Annotated in this window: 22 protein-coding genes; 10 read left to right on the top strand and 12 right to left on the bottom strand. The window is 65.4% G+C overall.

The genetic code is table 11. The features are described from left to right. On the bottom strand, positions 1–1,995 hold the full coding sequence (locus tag KFE19_08550; GenBank protein QUO36495.1) for a DNA topoisomerase: 1,995 nt from the start codon (positions 1,993–1,995) through the stop codon (positions 1–3). A 413-nt stretch (positions 1,996–2,408) separates the two neighbouring features. On the opposite strand from KFE19_08550, the gene KFE19_08545 reads away from it, so the two are divergent. Continuing rightward, positions 2,409–2,789 (top strand): desulfoferrodoxin, encoded by a 381-nt coding sequence (locus tag KFE19_08545; protein QUO39573.1) that lies wholly within the window; start codon positions 2,409–2,411, stop codon positions 2,787–2,789. Between the two features lie 298 nt (positions 2,790–3,087). On the opposite strand, the gene KFE19_08540 is transcribed toward KFE19_08545, so the two are convergent. Both KFE19_08540 and spoVAC read right to left on the bottom strand, forming a co-directional pair. Next, positions 3,088–3,249, bottom strand: a complete 162-nt coding sequence (locus KFE19_08540) for a hypothetical protein (GenBank protein ID QUO36494.1) — start codon at positions 3,247–3,249, stop codon at positions 3,088–3,090. A 111-nt stretch (positions 3,250–3,360) separates the two neighbouring features. Beyond that, positions 3,361–3,804: a stage V sporulation protein AC gene (gene spoVAC / locus KFE19_08535; protein QUO36493.1), complete on the bottom strand. Its 444-nt coding sequence runs from the start codon at positions 3,802–3,804 to the stop codon at positions 3,361–3,363. A 121-nt stretch (positions 3,805–3,925) separates the two neighbouring features. On the opposite strand from spoVAC, the gene hemW reads away from it, so the two are divergent. Beyond that, complete coding sequence (gene hemW, locus KFE19_08530; protein ID QUO36492.1) at positions 3,926–5,146, top strand: radical SAM family heme chaperone HemW; 1,221 nt, start codon at positions 3,926–3,928, stop codon at positions 5,144–5,146. A gap of 38 nt (positions 5,147–5,184) precedes the next feature. Here the strand turns inward: hemW and KFE19_08525 are convergent, their stop codons facing one another. After that, entirely contained in the window at positions 5,185–5,373 is a 189-nt protein-coding gene (locus KFE19_08525) for a ferredoxin (GenBank protein ID QUO36491.1), read from the bottom strand. Between the two features lie 275 nt (positions 5,374–5,648). On the opposite strand from KFE19_08525, the gene KFE19_08520 reads away from it, so the two are divergent. The 3 genes from KFE19_08520 (at position 5,649) to KFE19_08510 (ending at position 11,331) form a co-directional block, all read left to right on the top strand. Beyond that, on the top strand, positions 5,649–8,663 hold the full coding sequence (locus KFE19_08520; protein ID QUO36490.1) for an S-layer homology domain-containing protein: 3,015 nt from the start codon (positions 5,649–5,651) through the stop codon (positions 8,661–8,663). A 300-nt stretch (positions 8,664–8,963) separates the two neighbouring features. Next, complete coding sequence (locus KFE19_08515; GenBank protein QUO36489.1) at positions 8,964–10,244, top strand: HlyC/CorC family transporter; 1,281 nt, start codon at positions 8,964–8,966, stop codon at positions 10,242–10,244. A gap of 70 nt (positions 10,245–10,314) precedes the next feature. Continuing rightward, positions 10,315–11,331 carry a hypothetical protein gene (locus KFE19_08510; protein QUO36488.1) on the top strand — a complete coding sequence of 339 codons (1,017 nt, stop codon included), beginning with the start codon at positions 10,315–10,317 and terminating at the stop codon, positions 11,329–11,331. A gap of 50 nt (positions 11,332–11,381) precedes the next feature. Here the strand turns inward: KFE19_08510 and KFE19_08505 are convergent, their stop codons facing one another. From KFE19_08505 to mutY, 8 genes are read right to left on the bottom strand one after another with little or no spacing between them, the layout of a single operon-like run. Then, positions 11,382–12,254 (bottom strand): 4Fe-4S cluster-binding domain-containing protein, encoded by an 873-nt coding sequence (locus KFE19_08505; protein ID QUO36487.1) that lies wholly within the window; start codon positions 12,252–12,254, stop codon positions 11,382–11,384. Then, positions 12,251–12,838: a thymidine kinase gene (locus tag KFE19_08500; GenBank protein QUO36486.1), complete on the bottom strand. Its 588-nt coding sequence runs from the start codon at positions 12,836–12,838 to the stop codon at positions 12,251–12,253. Before KFE19_08500 ends, KFE19_08505 begins: the two co-directional genes overlap by 4 nt. Positions 12,839–12,841: 3 nt before the next feature. Then, entirely contained in the window at positions 12,842–13,321 is a 480-nt protein-coding gene (locus KFE19_08495; protein ID QUO36485.1) for a hypothetical protein, read from the bottom strand. 1 nt (position 13,322) lies between these two features. Then, positions 13,323–13,649, bottom strand: a complete 327-nt coding sequence (locus tag KFE19_08490) for a hypothetical protein (GenBank protein QUO36484.1) — start codon at positions 13,647–13,649, stop codon at positions 13,323–13,325. Further along, complete coding sequence (locus KFE19_08485; protein ID QUO36483.1) at positions 13,646–13,855, bottom strand: hypothetical protein; 210 nt, start codon at positions 13,853–13,855, stop codon at positions 13,646–13,648. Before KFE19_08485 ends, KFE19_08490 begins: the two co-directional genes overlap by 4 nt. Positions 13,856–13,859: 4 nt before the next feature. Further along, the gene (locus KFE19_08480) at positions 13,860–14,108 is read right to left on the bottom strand and encodes a hypothetical protein (GenBank protein QUO36482.1); all 249 of its coding nucleotides are present in this window, start codon (positions 14,106–14,108) and stop codon (positions 13,860–13,862) included. A 3-nt stretch (positions 14,109–14,111) separates the two neighbouring features. Next, positions 14,112–14,879: a hypothetical protein gene (locus tag KFE19_08475; GenBank protein QUO36481.1), complete on the bottom strand. Its 768-nt coding sequence runs from the start codon at positions 14,877–14,879 to the stop codon at positions 14,112–14,114. After that, entirely contained in the window at positions 14,876–15,961 is a 1,086-nt protein-coding gene (gene mutY, locus KFE19_08470; protein ID QUO36480.1) for an A/G-specific adenine glycosylase, read from the bottom strand. Before mutY ends, KFE19_08475 begins: the two co-directional genes overlap by 4 nt. Before the next feature lie 120 nt (positions 15,962–16,081). Between mutY and KFE19_08465 the strand changes: the two genes are divergently transcribed. From KFE19_08465 to KFE19_08445, 5 genes are read left to right on the top strand one after another with little or no spacing between them, the layout of a single operon-like run. Then, entirely contained in the window at positions 16,082–16,735 is a 654-nt protein-coding gene (locus KFE19_08465) for a MerR family transcriptional regulator (GenBank protein QUO36479.1), read from the top strand. Further along, positions 16,719–16,976 carry a hypothetical protein gene (locus tag KFE19_08460; protein ID QUO36478.1) on the top strand — a complete coding sequence of 86 codons (258 nt, stop codon included), beginning with the start codon at positions 16,719–16,721 and terminating at the stop codon, positions 16,974–16,976. The genes KFE19_08465 and KFE19_08460 overlap by 17 nt, the downstream gene beginning before the upstream one ends. Further along, positions 16,960–17,223, top strand: coding sequence for a hypothetical protein (locus KFE19_08455; GenBank protein ID QUO36477.1), 264 nt, complete (start codon positions 16,960–16,962; stop codon positions 17,221–17,223). The genes KFE19_08460 and KFE19_08455 overlap by 17 nt, the downstream gene beginning before the upstream one ends. After that, positions 17,204–17,515, top strand: coding sequence for a YbjQ family protein (locus KFE19_08450; protein QUO36476.1), 312 nt, complete (start codon positions 17,204–17,206; stop codon positions 17,513–17,515). Before KFE19_08455 ends, KFE19_08450 begins: the two co-directional genes overlap by 20 nt. Continuing rightward, positions 17,515–18,222, top strand: coding sequence for an MBL fold metallo-hydrolase (locus KFE19_08445; GenBank protein ID QUO36475.1), 708 nt, complete (start codon positions 17,515–17,517; stop codon positions 18,220–18,222). Before KFE19_08450 ends, KFE19_08445 begins: the two co-directional genes overlap by 1 nt. Positions 18,223–18,249 lie beyond the last annotated feature (27 nt).

Here is an 18,249-nt window from a genome sequence, read left to right as displayed (position 1 = left end):
TCACGAGATATCCGCCATCTCCAGGTACTTGTATCCGTTCTCCGCGATGTGATCCTTCCGCCCCTGGAGGTTGTCGCCCAGCAGCAGGTCAAAGACCGCCGCCGTGCGCTCCACGTCCTCCGGCATCACCCGGATCAATCGCCGGGTCTCCGGGTTCATGGTGGTCAGCCACATCATGTCCGGCTCGTTCTCGCCCAGGCCCTTGGAGCGGTCCACCTTGAACTTCTTGCCCTCCAGGGTCTTGACGATGTCGTTTTTCTCCTTGTCGGAGTAAGCGAACCAGGTTTTCTCGCCGCTGTTGATCTCAAAGAGGGGGGTTTCGGCGATATAGACGTACCCCTCCCGGATCAGGGTGGGGGTCAGGCGGTAGAGCATGGTCAAAATCAGCGTGCGGATCTGGAAGCCGTCCACGTCGCCGTCGGTGCAGATGATGACCTTGTTCCACCGCAGGTTCCCCAGGTCAAAGGCGGCCATGTCCTTGACGTGCTTGTTCTGGACCTCCACGCCGCAGCCCAGGACCTTGATGAGGTCCGTGATGATCTCGGATTTGAAGATGCGGGCGTAGTCGGCCTTCAGGCAGTTCAGGATCTTGCCCCGGACCGGCATGATGCCCTGGTACTCCGCGTCCCGGCTCTGCTTGACGCTGCCCAGGGCGCTGTCGCCCTCCACGATATAGATCTCCCGCTTGTCCGGGTCCTTGGACCGGCAGTCCACGAACTTCTGGACCCGGTTGGCGATGTCGATACTGCCGGAGAGCTTCTTCTTGATGTTCAGCCGCTGCTTCTCCGCGCTTTCCCGGCTGCGCTTGTTGATGAGCACCTGCTCGCCGATCTTCTCAGCGTCGAAGGGGTTCTCGATGAAGTAGATCTCCAGGTTGGACCGGAGGAACTCCGTCATGGCCTCCTGGACGAACTTGTTGGTGATGGCCTTCTTGGTCTGGTTTTCGTAGCTGGTCTGGGTGGAGAAGTTGTTGGACACCAGCACCAGGCAGTCCTCGATGTCCGCCCAGGTGACCTTGCTCTCGTTTTTCTGATACTTGCCCTGGTCCCGCAGGTACTTGTCCACCGCGGAGACGAAGGCGGATTTGGTGGCCTTCTCCGGGCTGCCGCCGTGCTCCAGCCAGCTGGAGTTATGGTAGTGCTCGATGACGTTGACCTTGTTGGAAAAGCAGACAGCCGTACTGAGCTTTACCTTATACTCCGGCTTGTCCGCCCGGTCCCGGCCCTTCTTCTCCGCCTGCCAGAACACCGGCGCGGTGAGAGCGCCCTCGCCGGCCAGCTCCGAGACATAGTCGGCGATGCCGTTTTCGTACAGGAACTCCGTCTCCTCGAACTGGCCCGGCTCCGTCTCGTTGCGCAGGCGGAAGGTGATGCCGGCGTTGACCACTGCCTGGCGCTTCATCACGTCGGCGAAGTACTCCGCCGGGATGGCGATGTCGGTGAACACGTCCAGGTCCGGCAGCCACCGGGTCCGGGTGCCGGTCTTTTTGACCTGGGACTTGGGCAGGGGGGTCTTTTCCAGCTGGCCCACCAGCTCGCCCCGCTCGAAGTGGAGGTGGTACTCAAAGCCATCCCGCCAGACGGTCACATCCATGTAGCGGGAGGCGTACTGGGTGGCGCAGGCGCCCAGGCCGTTGAGGCCCAAGGAGTACTCGTAGTTGTCGCCGGAGAGGTTGTCGTACTTGCCGCCGGCGTAGAGCTCACAGTACACCAGCTCCCAGTTGTAGCGCTGCTCCTTCTCGTTCCAGTCCACCGGGCAGCCCCGGCCCATGTCCTCCACCTGGATGGAGCGGTCGGCGAAGCGGGTGACGGTGATGGTCTTGCCATGGCCCTCCCGGGCCTCGTCGATGGAGTTGGAGAGGATCTCGAACACCGCGTGCTGGCAGCCGTCCAGCCCGTCGGAGCCAAAAATGACGCCGGGCCGCTTGCGCACCCGGTCCGCGCCCTTCAGGGCAGAAATGCTGTCGTTGCCGTAATCCTGTTTCTTGGTTGCCATTGGTTCCTCCGTGAAAGGCGCAAATGCGCCTAAGATTCCATAATATCGCTATTGTAGCACAACGCCCCCCGGGGTTCAAGGGCGCCGCCAAAAAGCCGCCCCTTCCGCCCGGTTTCTGTTTCTTTTCCGGTTTTCCCGGAAAAGGTTGTTGCGTAAAATTTCCCATAACAGGGCCGTCACCCGGGGAAGGGGTTGATTATCAAGGTTTTGCACAGTTTCCACAGAGTTATCCACACCGTTATGTCAACTACACAACTGCGGAAAAAAGTTCGACCTCTTTTTTCGGAGACTTTTGGGCGGATGTTGCATTTGCCATCTTGTAAAACGGCGAAAGCGTGGTATCCTATCATCAAAGAGAGACGGGAGTTCCGAAAGGGACTCTGCAATAAAAGGGAAAAACAGGAAAAAGGAGAATTGCCATGAAATTCTATATCTGCCGCCGCTGCGGAAACATCGTCACCAAGCTCACCTCCTCCAAGGTGCCCCTGCACTGCTGCGGGCAGCCCATGGAGCTGCTGGAGGCCGGCGTCACCGACGCCGCCGTGGAGAAGCACGTCCCTGTGGTCACCGTGGAGGGCAATCTGGTGAAGGTGGCCGTGGGCTCTGTGGCCCATCCCATGGTGGAGGAGCACTTCATCCAGTGGGTAGCCGTGGAGACCGAGCGGGACGCTCTGGTCCACTGGTTCCACCCCGGCGAGGCCCCGGAGGCGGTGTTCGTCCTGGCTCCCGGCCAGCAGGTGAAGGCGGTCTACGAGTACTGCAACCTCCACGGCCTGTGGAAGAAGGAACTGTAAGCCTGTAAGCAAAAAGCGCCCCCGGTGCACAGCACCGGGGGCGTGTTTTCACGGCTGGGAAGAGGCGTATTGGGAGAAGGGGGTGACGTCCAGGTCGGCCCGGGCGAAGCCCACCCCGTCCAACAGGCCGTCGGCCGTTCCCTCCCAGGACCAGAAGGGATTGACCAGAATATTGTAAGCCAGCAGGTCGGAGCCCTCGTTTTTCCAGTGCTCCGGATCGGCCTGCCGGGCGCTCAGGGCCTCCCGGTAGGCCTCCAGCAGTGACGGATAGGGATCCTCCGCTGCTTCCTGCGGCGGTTCAGAGACGGCGCCGGACGGGGGCGGCTCCTCTGGCGCGGCATCTGTTCGGGCGGTTCCGCAGGCACAGCACTGCCAGCACCATCGCCAGCAGCGCGGCCAGGGTCCGCCGCGGGGCGGAGGGGAGGGAATGGTCTGATTTGGCCGTGTGCAAAGATTTCATAGGCGCCTCCCGGTCGAATTGAGATCACCCTCAGTGTAGCACGGCAAAAGACGGCCGGCAAGGGCTCGGACAGGAAAAAGCCCGCCCCGGGAGAGGGCGGGCAAAGGGGCATCAGCCCCGGCCCAGCAGCATCAGGATCACGCCGTACACCACGCTGGCGGCGGTGCCGAACACGATCACCGGCCCCGCCACCAGGAACATCTTGGCTGCCATGCCGGTGATGAGTCCCTCGCTCTTGAAGTCGATGGCCGGGGATACCACGGCGTTGGCAAAGCCCGTGATGGGCACCAGGGTGCCGGCGCCGCCGAACCGGGCCAGCTTGTTGTAGAGGTTCAGCCCCGTCAGCAGGGCGGAGAGGAACACCAGGGAACAGGAGGTGGCGGTGCCCGCCGCCTCCTTGTCCAGCCCGGCGGCGGCCCAGCCGTTCTGGATCAGCTGGCCCAGCACGCAGATGGCGCCGCCGATGCAGAAGGCCAGGACCGTGTCCCGGAGGATGGGGGACTTTTTGGCTTTCTGCTTGACGTAGGCCTTGTATTCCTGGGGAGTCATATCCATGAAAACGCCCTCTTTTCAAGTGTTTTCCATAGGGTGTCCGGGGCCGGAGAAAAATATGCGCCTTGCAAAGCCGGGCGGATGGGGGTATCATGGTGGGCGATCAACAAGGGAGGACACCGCTATGAGACAAGCCGCGCCGGAGAAAAAGCCCCTGGGGCTGTATATCCACATCCCCTTCTGCAAGCGCAAGTGCGCCTACTGCGACTTCTACTCCCTGGCGGGGGCGGAGGGCCGGATGGACGACTATGCCGACGCTCTGTGCGCCCACCTGACGGAGCAGGCCGCCTACCTCACCGGCTACCGGGTGGACACGGTGTACTTCGGCGGCGGGACGCCCAGCTATCTGGGCGCCAAGCGGCTGGAAAAGATCCTCAGGACCGTGTTCAAGCGGTTCGGGGTGGCGAAGGACGCGGAGATCACTCTGGAGGCCAATCCGGACTCCGCCGGGGACCGGCGGGAGCTGAAGCGGCTGCGGAAGGCCGGGTTCAACCGGCTGTCCCTGGGGATGCAGTCCGCCGACGGGGCGGAGCTGGAGGAGATCGGCCGGATCCACACTCCGGAGCAGACCGCCGCTGCCGTGGAGGCGGCGAGAAAGGCGGGCTTTGACAATTTGTCCCTGGACCTCATTTACGGCCTGCCCCACCAAACCGGGGAGCGGTGGATGGAAAACCTCACCGCCGCCGCGGATCTCTCGCCGGAGCACCTTTCCTGCTACGGCCTCAAGGTGGAGGAGGGCACGCCCCTCTATCTGCGCCGGGACACGGCGGACCTGCCCGGGGACGAGACCCAGGCGGAGATGTACCTGCGGACCGTGGAGGTCCTGTCCCGGCGGGGATACGCCCAGTACGAGATCTCCAACTTCGCAAGGCCCGGACGGGAGTCCCGCCACAACCTGAAATACTGGACCCTGGGGGAGTACGCGGGCTTCGGGCCCGGGGCCCACTCGGACCTGGGCGGCGTCCGCTACGCCTACGCCCGGGATCTGGAGGGATACATCCGGGGCGTCCGGGCCGGGGCGCCCATGCTGTCGGAGCGGGAGGCCATCCCGCCCATGGACCGGGACACGGAGTGGGTGATGCTGGGGCTGCGCACCGTCCGGGGGCTGGACCCGAGGGAGTTTGAAAACCGCTTCCGCCGCCGCTTCTCCTGCTTTGCGCCGCTGCTGGACCAGTGCGCCCGGGCGGGCTACGCCGTGGAAACCGAGGGGCGCTGGCACCTGACGCCGGAGGGCTTCCTGGTGTCCAACCAGATCATCGGCCGGATGCTGGAGCTTCTCGCGGAGGACAAGCGCCGCCGGGCGGAGGCCGCCGCCAGGGGAGACTTCCGGGTGCAGCTGGACTGAGAGGAAAAAACAGGGAGGGCAGCGCCCTCCCTGTTTTTTTACCGCTCCGCCGAAATGGCGTTGACCGGACAGCCGTTGGCGGCGTCAAAGGCCCGGTTCTCCTCCGCCCTGGAGGACGGCTGGGCGATCACCACCGACGCGCGCCCCTCCACCCGGAACACCCCCGGAGCTGCCGCCGCGCACATGCCGCAGCCGATGCAGCGGCCGGGATCCACCGTGACGACCATGGAACTCCTCCTTTCCCCGCCGGAACCGCACCGGGTCCGGGGGACTTCTGAGCCCATTGTAATACACCGGCGGCCCTACTCCAAGTGCTTTTTTTCAGAAGTGGAAACTTTTTTCTGCCCTTCTCCGTCGGAAAGAGCGGGCGGAGCCTCTGGGAGATCCCGCCGAAGCTGGGGATTTTTTGTTTCCGGTTTGGCATTTACTTTCCAATCGCTTTGTGCTATTCTGTATAGGATTATGTAGACCAACCCCTTTTTCAAGATTTTGGAGGCACGCTATGAAACGATTTCTGCGCAAGACCCTTTCCCTGTTTTTGGCGGTCACCTTGCTCTGCTCCCTTGGGATCAGCGCCGCCGCATCCGAGGCTCTGGGCGAGGACCTGACCGCCAAGGACACCCTGCTCAACCAGCAGACCCAGCTGTCCACCAACGTGTTCTGGAGCTCCGCCTATTCCGATCTGCGGACGGAGAACCTGGTGACCTACATGCCCAACGCTGCGGTAACGCCCATGATCACCTTCGGCGGAACCCTGACCTCCCGGTCCACCGTCTCCTCCGCCGCCAAGGGGCTGGAGGCCCAGGGCTGCCGGGTGGTGGCCGGTATCAACGGCGACTTCTACAACACCTCCACCGGCCTGCCCATCGGCATTGTGGTCTCCCAGGGCAAGCTGATCAGCAGCGACGCCGGGTATTACGCCATCGGCTTCCGCGCGGACGGCACCGCCATCCTGGGCAAGCCCGGCGTAAAGATCAGCGCGGACCTGGGCTATACTTTGGACGACGGTACCGGCTTCGCTACCCAAGTGATCCGCAGCGTCACCGGCGTCAACAAGGCCCGGGTCTCCACCGGCGGCATCTACCTCTATACCTATGAGTTCAACGACCGCCATACCACCGGAAATACCGAGGCCGGTGTGGACGTGCTGTGCACCATCGTGGACGGCGCCCTCTCCATCGGCTCCACCGCCACGCTGCGGGTGGATCAGGTGATCGAGGCGACTGCTGCCACCGCCATCGGTCCCGACCAGGTGGTCCTCTCTGCCAACAACCTCTCCGACGTCTATTATACCAACGCCCTGCGCAACGTTCCCGTTGGCAGTACGGTCACCCTGACCCTTACCGGCAACAGCGGCTGGGAGGAGGTACAGTACGCAGTGGGCGCGCTGTACTCCCTGGTGGAGAACGGCTCCGTGGTCTCCGGCCTGCCCAGCGGCGTGAATCCCCGGACCGCCGTGGGCGTCAAGGGAGACGGTACCGTGGTGTTCTACACCATTGACGGGCGCAAGTCCGGCCACTCCATCGGCGCCTCCATGACTCAGGTGGGCCAGCGGATGGTCGAACTGGGCTGTGTCACGGCGCTGTGCCTGGATGGCGGCGGCTCCACCACCCTGGCCGTCACCGCGCCGGATGAGACCACCGCCTCCACGGTCAACGTTCCCTCCGACGGCGGCGAGCGCTCCGTCACCAACCACCTGTTCCTGGTGGCTCCCAGCCAGCCCTCCGGCCAGCTGAGCCATTTCTATGTCAGCGCCGACAACGACTATGTCCTGGCGGGCAGCAAGGTCACCATCTCTGCCGCCGCCATTGATACCAACTACATCCCCATGTCCGGCAGCTACGCCCTCAGTGCCTCCGCCGGCACGGTGGAGGGCGATGTTCTCACCACGCCCGCCTCCGGCGGCGATGTCACCGTCACCGCCTCCAGCGGCGGCAAAAGCGGCTCCACGGTGGTCCACGCCATCACCACGCCGGACAGCATCACCGTCCGGGACAGCAAGTCCAACGCCGTCACGGCGCTGAACGTGGCGCCCGGCTCCGCCACCACCCTCACCGCCTCCGCCGTCTACCGGCACCTGGCCCTGAAGGCGGATCCGGAGGCCTTCACCTGGACCGTCACCGGCAACATCGGCACCGTGGACGCCAAGGGCGTCTTTACCGCCACCGCCCCCGGCACCGGCACCATCACCGTCTCCGCCGGCGGCAAGAGCGCCACGGTGAACGTCACCGTCTCCACGCTGACGCTGCAGACCGTGGAGGACTTTGAGGGAACCACCACCATCTTCCGCGGCAGCGGCAGCAACATGGACTTCAGCCTCAACCACAGCGCCGACACCGTGAAGCTGGGCCGGGGCTCCGCCAAGGTGGACTACACCCTGGCTGACGACGGCACCGGCACCTATGTTGCCCGGTGGCAGGCGGGCAACGCCACGGAGATCTCCAACCAGGTCTACACCGCTTTGAGCATGTGGGTCTACGGCGACGGCTCCGGCAATACCCTGTCCCTGCTGTACAGCAGCGGCGCCCAGGGCGACCTGGCCCAGGACATCGCCGTGCTGGACTTCACCGGCTGGAAGCAGGTGATGGTCTCCACCGCCGGAGAGGACTTCGCCATTCAGGGCCTGCAGGTCCGGGGCGCTGCGGCCGGCACCGGCACCGTGTACCTGGATCAGATCGTGGCCACCTTTGACAACGTGCTGGACAACGCCGTGCCTCAGATCACTCTGACCCCCGGCGGCGAGACCCTGACCGCCGCCATCTCCGACGCCGTGGACGGCGTGCTGCCCCAGTCCAGTATCTCCGTCACCTGGGACGGAGCGGCCCAGAACTTCACGTACAGCGCTGACAGCGGCGTCCTGACCACCTCCGTCGTCTCCGACGGCAAGCCCCACCGGATCACCGTCACCGCCCGGGACGCCTCCGGCAACATCGGCCGGGCCTCCTACGATGTGCCCACCGCCGCCGACTGGACGCCGGTGTTCACCGACACCCAGGGCTACTGGGCGGCCGCCTACGTGGATTACCTGTACAACGCCAACATCACCACCGGCTACGCCGACGGCACCTTCCGCCCGGACCAGAACATCACCCGGGCCCAGTTCGCCGCCATGCTGTACCGGTATCTGGGTCTGGAGGAGAGCGCCTACGCCGACGTGACGCTGCCCTTCGCCGACCTGGCCTCCATCCCGGACTATGCCCTGGCGGCGGTCAAGGCCCTGTACACCGAGGGCATCATCAACGGCTCCACCGGCTCCGACGGGCGGTTGTACTTCAACCCCGGCTCCAACCTGACCCGGGCCCAGGCGGCCACCATGATCGGCCGCACCCAGGCCAAGGGCTACGCCACCGTGGAGCTGACCTTCACCGACGCCGGATCCATCCCCGCCTACGCCACCTACTACATTCAGACCATGGTGGCCCAGGGGGTCATCAGCGGCTACGCCGACGGCAGCTTCAAGCCCCAGGCCAACATCACCCGGGGCCAGATGGCCAAGATCCTCTACAACCTCATGTGACCCGCGTTTTACAAAGGCCCGCCGTCTCCGGACGGCGGGCCTTTTCCGGCCGCTTCGGAGAAAAGGGCCTCTTTTCACAACCTTTACTTGCATTTTGACCGGGGGTGTGATATGATGCATTTCAATTACACGGCCCAATGCGGCCGGGAAGGGAATCGTGAGCGCGCGTGGACCAACCTCCGCCTGCACAGCCTCGAATATGTGTGAATGTTGAAAGGACAGCCGGACCTCTAAGGGGGTAGACTGCCCTTTTTCGCGTTTCCCTGAAATTTTGATCGTTTTGGAGTGATGATTTCCCCCATGGACAGTTCCAGTATCAGCATGATCGTGGCCATCGCCCTGCTGGTGATGATGTCGGCCTATTTCTCCGCCACGGAGACGGCCTTTTCCTGCATGAACAAGATCCGAATGAAGAACCGGGCGGACGCCGGGGAGCGCAAGGCCGTTCTGGCCCTGGCCCTGGCGGAGGATTTTGACCGCCTGATCTCCACCATCCTTATTGGCAACAACATCGTCAATATCACCGCCACCACCATCGGCACGGTGCTCTTCACCAAGCTGTTCCGGGAGTATGGCCCCACGGTCTCCACGGTGGTATTGACATTGGTGGTGCTGATCTTCGGCGAAATCTCCCCCAAGAGCATCGCCAAGGAAAACGCCGAGTCCTTCGCCATGTTCTCTGCGCCGCTGCTGCGGGTGCTGCTGGTGATTTTGCGGCCGCTGAACTTCCTGTTCACCCAGTGGAAGCGGCTTTTGAACCTGGTGTTCCGCCCCTCCGGGGATACAGGCATCACCGAAGAGGAGCTCATCACCATGGTCTCCGAGGCGGAGAACGAGGGCGGCCTGGACCAGCACGAGAGCCAGCTGATCCGCTCCGCCATCGAGTTCGGCGACCTGGAGGCCGGGGACATCCTGACCCCCCGGGTGGACATCGTGGCGGTGGAGGACTCCGCCACCATGGACGAGATCGCCGCCACCTTCGCCGAGAGCGGCTACTCCCGCCTGCCGGTGTATCATAAGGACGTGGACGACATCGTGGGCGTCATCCATGAAAAGGACTTCCACGCCGCCCGTTACCGGGGCCAGAGCGATATCTCCGGCTGTGTCGCCCCGGTCCACTATACGACGGGCAACGCTGAGCTGGGTGACCTCTTGCGGGTCCTTCAGAAGAAAAAGACCCACATGGCCATCGTGGTGGATGAGTACGGCGGCACCGAGGGCCTGGTGACCCTGGAGGACATCCTGGAGGAGCTGGTGGGCGAGATCTGGGATGAGCACGACGAGGTCATTGAGTCCTTCCGCAAGCAGGAGGACGGGACCTATCTCATCGCCGCCGGCGCCGACCTGACGGATCTGTACGATCTGTTCTCCCTGTCCGGTGACTGCGACGCCAGCACCGTCTCCGGCTGGGTGATCCAGGAGCTGGGCCGCCTGCCCCAGGTGGGGGACCACTTCCGCGCCCAGGGTCTGGACGTGACCGTCACCCGGGTGGACCACCGCCGGGTGCTGGAGATCCGGGTCCGGGTCCTGCCGGAGGAGGAACTCCAGGAGGAGCTGGCCCACAGCGGCGAGGAACACTGAACATAGAGGAGCCCGCCGCCTTTCCGGCAGCCCGGAAAGGGCGGCGGGCCTTTTTCTGAAAGGAGCGCATATGCACGTCTATTCCGCGGGACAGTGGGTCCTGCTGTTTTTCCTCTATTGCTTCCTGGGCTGGGTGTGGGAGAGCTGCTATGTCTCCGTCTGCCGCCGCCAGTGGGTGAACAGGGGGTTCCTCCACGGGCCGCTGCTGCCCATCTACGGCAGCGGCGCCATTCTGATCCTGTTTGTGACGCTGCCGGCGGAGGAGAACCTGTGGCTGGTGTGGCTGCTGGGCATGATCGCCGCCACGGCGCTGGAGTATGTGACCGGCGATGTGATGGAGCGGCTGTTCAAGGTTCGCTACTGGGACTACTCCAAAAAGCGGTTCAACCTCAACGGACATATCTGCCTGAGCAGCTCCATCGCCTGGGGCTTCTTTTCCATTCTGCTGGTGCGCTTTCTCCACCCGCCGGTGAGGCGGCTGCTGACCAGCGTACCTGCCTTCCTGGTGGACCCGGCGGCCCTGGCCCTGACGGCGGCCTTCACCGTGGATGTGGTCCGCTCCACCCAGGCCGCTCTGGACCTGCGGGAGATCCTCACCCGGCTCACCGAGGAAAACGAGGAGCTGCGGCGGATCGCCAAGCGCGTGGAGGTGGTCTCCGCCTTTGCCGAGGATGACCTGCGCCGTTTCCGGGAAAAGACCGAGGTGGAGAAGCTGCTGCTCCAGGAGCGCCTGGAGAGCGCCCGGACCCAGCGGAAGCTGCGCCGCCGGGAGGCCCTGGAGGAGTCCCTGCGCCGCCGGACCTCGGCTAAGCTGAAGGCCCTGCGCAACATCGCCCAGGCCCTGGAGGCCTATCAGGCCCGGCTGGAGAGCGAGCTGACCGGCGAGGCCCTGGAGCGCCGCCGGGCGGAGATCAGCGAGGCCCTGGAGAAGCTCCGGGACCGGGAGGCCGCCGTCCGGGCCCGGACCGAGCGGACCTACCGCCAGGCCGTGCGCATCCTGCGGGGCAACCCCACCGCCAGCAGCGGCGGGCGGCTGTCCGAGGCTCTGGAGTCCCTGCGCAGGCTGAGCGACGGGGACCGGGACTGATGGATCAAAAAAATCCGTTTCCGCGAAAGCGGAAACGGATTTTTTCATGCTCACAGGCCGGAGAGGTCGAAGTCCGGCGTGTACTCCTCCTTTGCGGAGGTGCGCTCCTGGGTGTAGCCGTCGGTGATGCCGCAGTTTTCCATGTAGGCCACCGCGGCCCGGTACTCCGCCTTCGTCACGTGGCGGCGGAGGTTCCCCTGGGCGCCGGGCTGAGGGGTGTACTGGCTCATGAGGGAGAAGAGCACCTGTCCCGGCGCAAAGGTCTCCGCCACCCAATCGATGCAGCGGCGGGTGTTCTCCAGCTCGCCCGGCAGCAGCAGGTGGCGGATCAGCACACCCCGCTTCAGCTGCCCGCCCTCCATCACGTAAGGGCCGGTCTGGCGGAACATCTCCAAAATGGCCGCGCTGGCCCAGTCGAAGTAGTCCGCCGCGCCGGAGTATTTCCGGGCGGGTTCCGCCAGGGCGTATTTCAGGTCCGGCAGGTACACCTGGACCTTGCCCGTAAGCAGCCGCAGGGTCTCGGGCTTTTCGTAGCCGCTGCTGTTCCAAACCACCGGCACCGGCCATTCCCCGTCCCCCAGGGCCTCCGCCACGGCGGGCGTGAAGTGGGTGGGGGTCACCAGGTCCAGGCAGGCGGCGCTCCGGTCCACCAGGGCCTGAAACACCGCCCGCAGCTCCGGCACGGTCAGGGGCTTGCCGAAGCCCTCCTGAGAGATGACGCCGTTCTGGCAGAAGCGGCAGCGGAGGTTGCAGCCGGAGAAGAACACGCAGCCCGCCCCATGGCTGCCCACCAGGCACGGCTCCTCCCACTGGTGCAGCATGGCCTTGGCCGCCACGGGGGCTGACGGCATGGCGCAAAGGCCCCCGGCCTGGTCTGCGGTCCGCTCCGCACCGCAGCTTCGCGGGCACAGACGGCAGATCATAGGCGGTCTACGTCGAAGTCCGGGCCCAGGTCCCCGGCCATCCAATGCCGGCGGCACAGGCCGATGTACTGGTCGTTGGCCCCCAGGACCACCTGCTCGCCCTCCTTGAGGACCTTGCCGCTGCGGTCGAAGCGGGCGTTGAAGGTGGCCTTTCGGCCGCACCAGCACACGGTCTTGACCTCCTCCAGCTTGTCCGCCATGACCAGCAGGGCCTCGCTGCCGGGGAACAGGTCCCCCTTGAAGTCTGCCCGCAGGCCGTAGCAGATCACGGGGATGTCCAGGTCGTCCACCAGACCCACCAGATACATGACCTCCTCACGGGTGAGGAACTGGGCCTCGTCCACGATGACGCAGGCATTTTGCTGCAATTCCATGACGGACAGGGCCCGGAGTTCGTCGAAGTAGATGCAGGGGTAGGTGAGGCCGATCCGGGAGACCACCATGTGGTCCCCGTCCCGGGTGTCGATCCGGGGCTTCACCAGGAGCGTCTTTTGGCCCCGCTCCTCATAGTTGAAGCGGGTCATCAGGGCGTTGGCGGTCTTGCTGGAGCCCATGGCTCCGTATTTGAAATAAAGCTGTGCCATCGGTCAGTCTTCTTCCTCTCTCATATTTGCCTGGTCCGCGTACCGGCGGAGCTCTTCTTCATATGCCGCCTGGAGTGCGTCCTCATTCGCTTCCTCCGGCAGGTCCAGTACCAGTTTCCGGCAGGCTTTGCAGGTCCAGGCGATCTTGTAGTCGCACCAGAAGGTGCCGTCGCCCTGGAGGTACAGGGTGTCCTCCGGGTCCATCAGGCGCAGTCCGCCGGGGCGCCGGCGCACCAGGCGGACGGCATCCCGTCCGCCCACCAGATAGCCCGGCTCCATCTCTCCTCCGCACCAGGGGCAGGGGATGGGCGCCGGCGGCGTCTCCCGCAGGGCCTTTTCCGCCTTCCGGTTCTCATTCCAGATCCGCAGGTCCTCCAGAAGCCCCGTGTCCGGGTCCCGGTCCTCCGTATCCGGCTGCGGCGCGGGGCGCCGCTTCTCCGGGTCAATATCCCAGGGGTCCTCGCTCTTTTTCCAAAAGGCCATCTTACTTCCGTCCTTTCGCCTGCTGGGCATACCGCAGGAACTCGTCCCGGCACTCCTCCGTGGACGGGCGGGCCTCCTCAGACAGCTGGGCCACCAGGCGGCGGCAGGAGGGACAATACCAGCAGCGCTTGTACGCCGTGGTGATGCCCTCGTCGCTGACGTACAGCTCCTTCCCGGCGGACAGAGCCCCCAGGATGGCGCCGGGCCTGCGGTCCACCCAGCGGATACTGTCTCCGGAATAGAGGTAGCCCGGCTCCATGTCCGTTTGGCACCAGGGGCAGGTCAGGGCATCGGCCGTCTCCCGGGAAGCGTCGTTTGCAGCGGTCATCGTTCTTCCTCCTCACTCTGATCCGGCTCCTCCCGGGCCTGGCGGACGTGGTCGGAAAAGAGGGTTCCGCTCCGCCGGGGCAGGAAGGGGATGGGCTCCGGCGTCTTGCGGCCGCGGTAGTAGCACCACAGCCACAAAAAACACCAGATCAGCTTGCGCACCAGCAGCGCCAGCAGGGCGATGCCCAGGATGTTGATGAGCTCCACGACCTCACCCCTCCCGGCCGTTCCCGCCCTCCGGCGGCTGGTCCTCCTCCACGTCCTCGTAGTCCACGGTGTACACCGGGCCGTGGAACGTGGGCTCCTTGGGGGGCCTCTGCCCGCCGGAGGGACCGCCGCCCCGGCGGCTCCGGCGGATCAGCCAGATCACCAGCAGGATCAGCAAAATGGGCAATATGAGACGCAAAATAACCATTATCATGCGTAAAAGCATCAGCGGCAGGCCTACCAGCAGACCCATTGGTCACTCCTCCTTCCAGCCGTTCGGACGGCACAGCCACCCGGTGGACGGCGGATATGGTGTTTCAAATCTGGGGTCCACGCCCCAGGCGGCGGCGATGTCCAGCACGTCCTCCTCGCCGGGCTGGCGGTCCGCATCCTGCCCATCTTGCGCAGGAAAGGCGCCGAAGCCCAGCGCCTGCTCCTCCGGTGTCAGGGCGCCGGTATTGCGGAGGACCCTGCCGTCCTCCGTGCAATACGCCCGCAGGCAGCGGCCCGCCTTGTACCGGGCCCAGCAGTAAGAGGAGGAGACCCGGTGGCTGGCAAAGTACTGCACCTCCGAAAACTGCGCCGCCAAGGCGTTCAGTTCCTCCTGGCGCTCTGCCAGCGCAAAAAGCCCGTCTCCCACGGCCAGCACGAAGCCGTCCAGCACCGGGGAGACGAAGACCCATCCCCCGGACTGCGCCTGGGACGCCGCCAGCCCGGTGGTCCAGTTGGCGCTTTGCCGCAGACCGGGCCGGAGGGCGGAGATGACCGGCTCCGGGCTGCCGCAGCGCAGGGCCAGCCAGGCGGTCTTGCAGCCGAAGGGCACCGGTCCGTCCGGCTCCCGGCAGGGCGCCGGAACGGGCGGCGCCGGGCGGTCGCTTTTGGAGCGGTCCGCCGTGATAGTCCCGCCGTAGACGCCCAGGTCCCGCAGCTGGCGGACCAGCTTCCGGTGCCGCCGCCATGCCCGGACCTTTTCGGCCAGCCGCCGTGCCGGCCGGAAGAGAAGCAGGACCAGCAGGATCCTCATGGCGCAGCCTCCCTCAGGATCTCCATGGCCTGGGCGTAGTACCGGGCGAAGGCCGAGGGCACCGCGTGGGCCGCCAGGGCCGCTTCGTCCGCCCAGAAAAAGTCCTCCGGCCCGTCTCCGGACACCTCCAGAGCGTAGCCGGTCATGTGCCACTCCACGTGGGTGAAGATGTGCTTTGCCGTCAGACGGCTGCGCCAGACCCGGGGCGTCAGGCCCCAGGCGGAAACCGCCGCTCCGGCGGCGGGCTCGTCCAGCGCGCCCTCGGCGTTGGGAAACTCCCAAAGGCCCGCCAGCAGCCCTTCGCCCGGCCGTTTCCGCAGGGCCACCCGGCCCTGCCGCAGCAGCAAAAAGACCGTTTTCTCCTCCGTGCGGCGGGCCTTCTTGGCCCGCTTTACCGGCAGGGCCTCCGCCGTGCCCCGCATTCGACCCAGGCACAGCTCCCGCACCGGGCAGGCCTCGCACCTGGGCGGCCCGTTCGGGACGCAGACCGTGGCGCCCAGCTCCATGGTGGCCTGGTTGAAGATGCGGATGTCCTCTGCCGTCTCCGGCATCACCGCCTGGAGGGCGTCCCGGACGGTCCGCTTGACCCTGGGGTCCGCGATATCGTCATGGCAGTCCGTCAGCCGGGTGAAGATCCGCAGGACGTTGCCGTCCACCGCCGCCTCCCGGGCGCCGAAGGCCGCCGAGGCGATGGCGCCCGCGGTGTACTCCCCGATGCCCGGCAGGGCCAGCAGGCCCTGGAAGGTGTCCGGAAAGGCGCCTCGCTCCGCCACGATCCGGGCGGTTTTCTGGAGGTTCCGGGCCCGGCTGTAATACCCCAGGCCCTCCCACAGCTTCATCAGCCGGTCCTCCGGCGCGGCGGCCAAAGCCTCCACCGAGGGGAAGGCCGCGAGAAACCGGGCATAGTAGCCCAGCACCGCCGCCACCCGGGTCTGCTGGAGCATGATCTCCGACACCCAGATCCGGTAGGGGTCCGCCGTCCGGCGCCAGGGCAGGTCCCGGGCGTTTCGGCGGTACCAGGCCAACAGGGGGGCGGGCAGGGCTGGCAAAATCTTTTCGGTTGTCAGCTTCGTGTCGCACATGCTATGATTGTACCACATCCCGCCGCCGCTTCCCACCCCCTGGCGGGAAAATTTCTGAAACCCCTTGACTTTCCCCTTTGTGGAAGGTATACGATAAGCACGGAAAGGGGGCGAGAGCCCTTGAAAATTAATGAGGTGGAGGCTCTGGTGGGCATCACCAAGAAGAACATCCGCTTCTACGAGGCCGAGGGTCTGCTGGCGCCCCGGCGCAACAGCGAAAACGGCTACCGGGACTACGGCGAGGCGGAAGTGGAGGTCCTGCGGCGGATCAAGCTGCTGCGCAAGCTGGGATTGCCTCTGGAGGAGATCCGGCAGATGCTCTCCGGCACCCACACCGTGGGAGACGGGATGCGCCGCCATCTGGTGACGCTGGAGCGGGAGCAGAAGAACCTGGAGCAGTCCATGGCCCTGTGCCGCCGTCTGAAAGACCGGGAGGAGCCTCTCGCCGCCCTGGACGCCCAGGCGCTGCTGTCGGAGATGGAGGCTTTGGAGCACCAGGGCGCCACTTTCCTCAACCGGCAGACCGGCGACGCCCGGCGGCTGCGCTACGTGGCTCCGGCGGTGGTGACGGTCATCATGGTGGCCTTTATGGCCAGCTTGATGGCCCTGATGATCTGGGGCTTTACCACCGATGCCGACCAGGCCCCGCCGCTGCCCCTGGTAGTGGTGCTGGTGGCGATTCCCGGGATCGTCATTCTGGGGGTGCTGCTGGCCCTGATCCAGCGGGTCCAGGAGATCGAGAAAGGGGAGATCGACGATGCGCGGAAATACTGACCGGCGCCGGGGCGCCCTGGGGGCGGTGATTGCCGCCACGGGCACGGCTTTGGTTGTGGTGCTGTTCATCGGCTCGCTGCTGTGGGTCATGCTGGAGGAGGGACCGGTCCCCGCCGCCGTGGGCATCATGATCGTCTACGGCCTCTTCGGCGCGGCGGTGGTGATCGGCGTGTTCGCGGCCATGTTCCAGCGGCTGCGGGAGATCCGGAAGGGGGAGGAAGAGAATGCCCGAAAGTATTGAAGCGAAGCAGGCCCGCCGAAAGCGGGAGGCGGTCCGGGGCGTGGTGCTGTTCGCCGTGCTCCAGGCGGCCTGCGTGGCGGGGTTCGCGGCTCTGTGCTGGATCCCGGACCTGCCCCGGTGGCTTTTTTATCTGTTTGCGGTCCTGGCCGTATTATGCGTGGTTCCCGTGCTGATCGCCCTGGCGGCGCTTCGGCAGAGGTTCAAAGAAATCGAAGGAGGAGAATTAGATGCTGCTGGTCAATATTGATTACATTCCCGGAAAGGAATTCGAGGTTTTGGGTCTGGTGAAGGGCACCGTGGTCCAGTCCAAGAACTTCGGCAAGGACTTCATGGCGGGCATGAAGACTCTGGTGGGCGGCGAGATCACCGGCTACACGGAGATGCTCAACGAGGCCCGTCAGATCGCCGTCAAGCGGATGGTGGACGAGGCGGAGGCCCTGGGCGCCGACGCCGTTATCAACATCCGCTACGGTTCCTCCTCCGTCATGCAGGGCGCGGCGGAGGTCATCGCCTACGGCACGGCGGTCAAGTACCGGTGATGCGCGTCACTTATCTGGGCCACAGCGGCTTTCTGGCGGAACTGGAGGGCGTGAGTCTGCTCTTTGACTGGTGGAAGGGGGAGCTGCCGGCCCTGCCGGTGGGAAAGCCCCTGGCGGTCTTTGCCAGCCACCGCCATCCGGACCACTTCGATCCCCGGATCTTCTCTCTGGACGGGCCGGACACCCGTTTCCTCCTGGGCAAGGGCATTCGCCTGACGGACCGGAACCGGAGCCGCTGGGGCCTGGACGCGGCCGCCGCAGGGCGGTGCCGCGTCCTCTCCGGCGGCGAGACGGCGGAGATCTTCCCCGGCGTCAGCGTGGAGACCCTGCCCTCCACCGACGAGGGCGTGGCCTTTCTGGTGACTGCGGAGGGACAGACCGTCTTTCACGCCGGGGACCTGAACTGGTGGCACTGGGAGGGGGAGGACCCCGCCTGGAACCGGAACATGGAGGCGGATTTCCGGCGGTACGCCGAGCCCCTTCGGGGGCGGCGGATCGACCTTGCCATGCTGCCCCTGGATCCCCGGCTGGGGGAGGACGGCTTCCGGGGTCCCAGGTACTTCCTGGACCTGGCGGACATCCGCCGGATGCTCCCCATGCACCAGTGGGACGACTACGGCTTCACCGCCGCCTTCCTGGCCCGGTATCCGCAGTTTGCGGACCGGACCGTGCCGGTCACGGGACCGGGCCAGGTTATTTCCCTGTGACGGAAAAAGCACCCCTGACGCAGCTGC

It is taken from the genome of Dysosmobacter sp. Marseille-Q4140 (genome assembly GCA_018228705.1).
Lineage (GTDB): Bacteria > Bacillota > Clostridia > Oscillospirales > Oscillospiraceae > Oscillibacter.
Note: the sequence above shows the minus strand (reverse complement) of the source record. Positions and strands in the feature narration are given on the sequence as shown.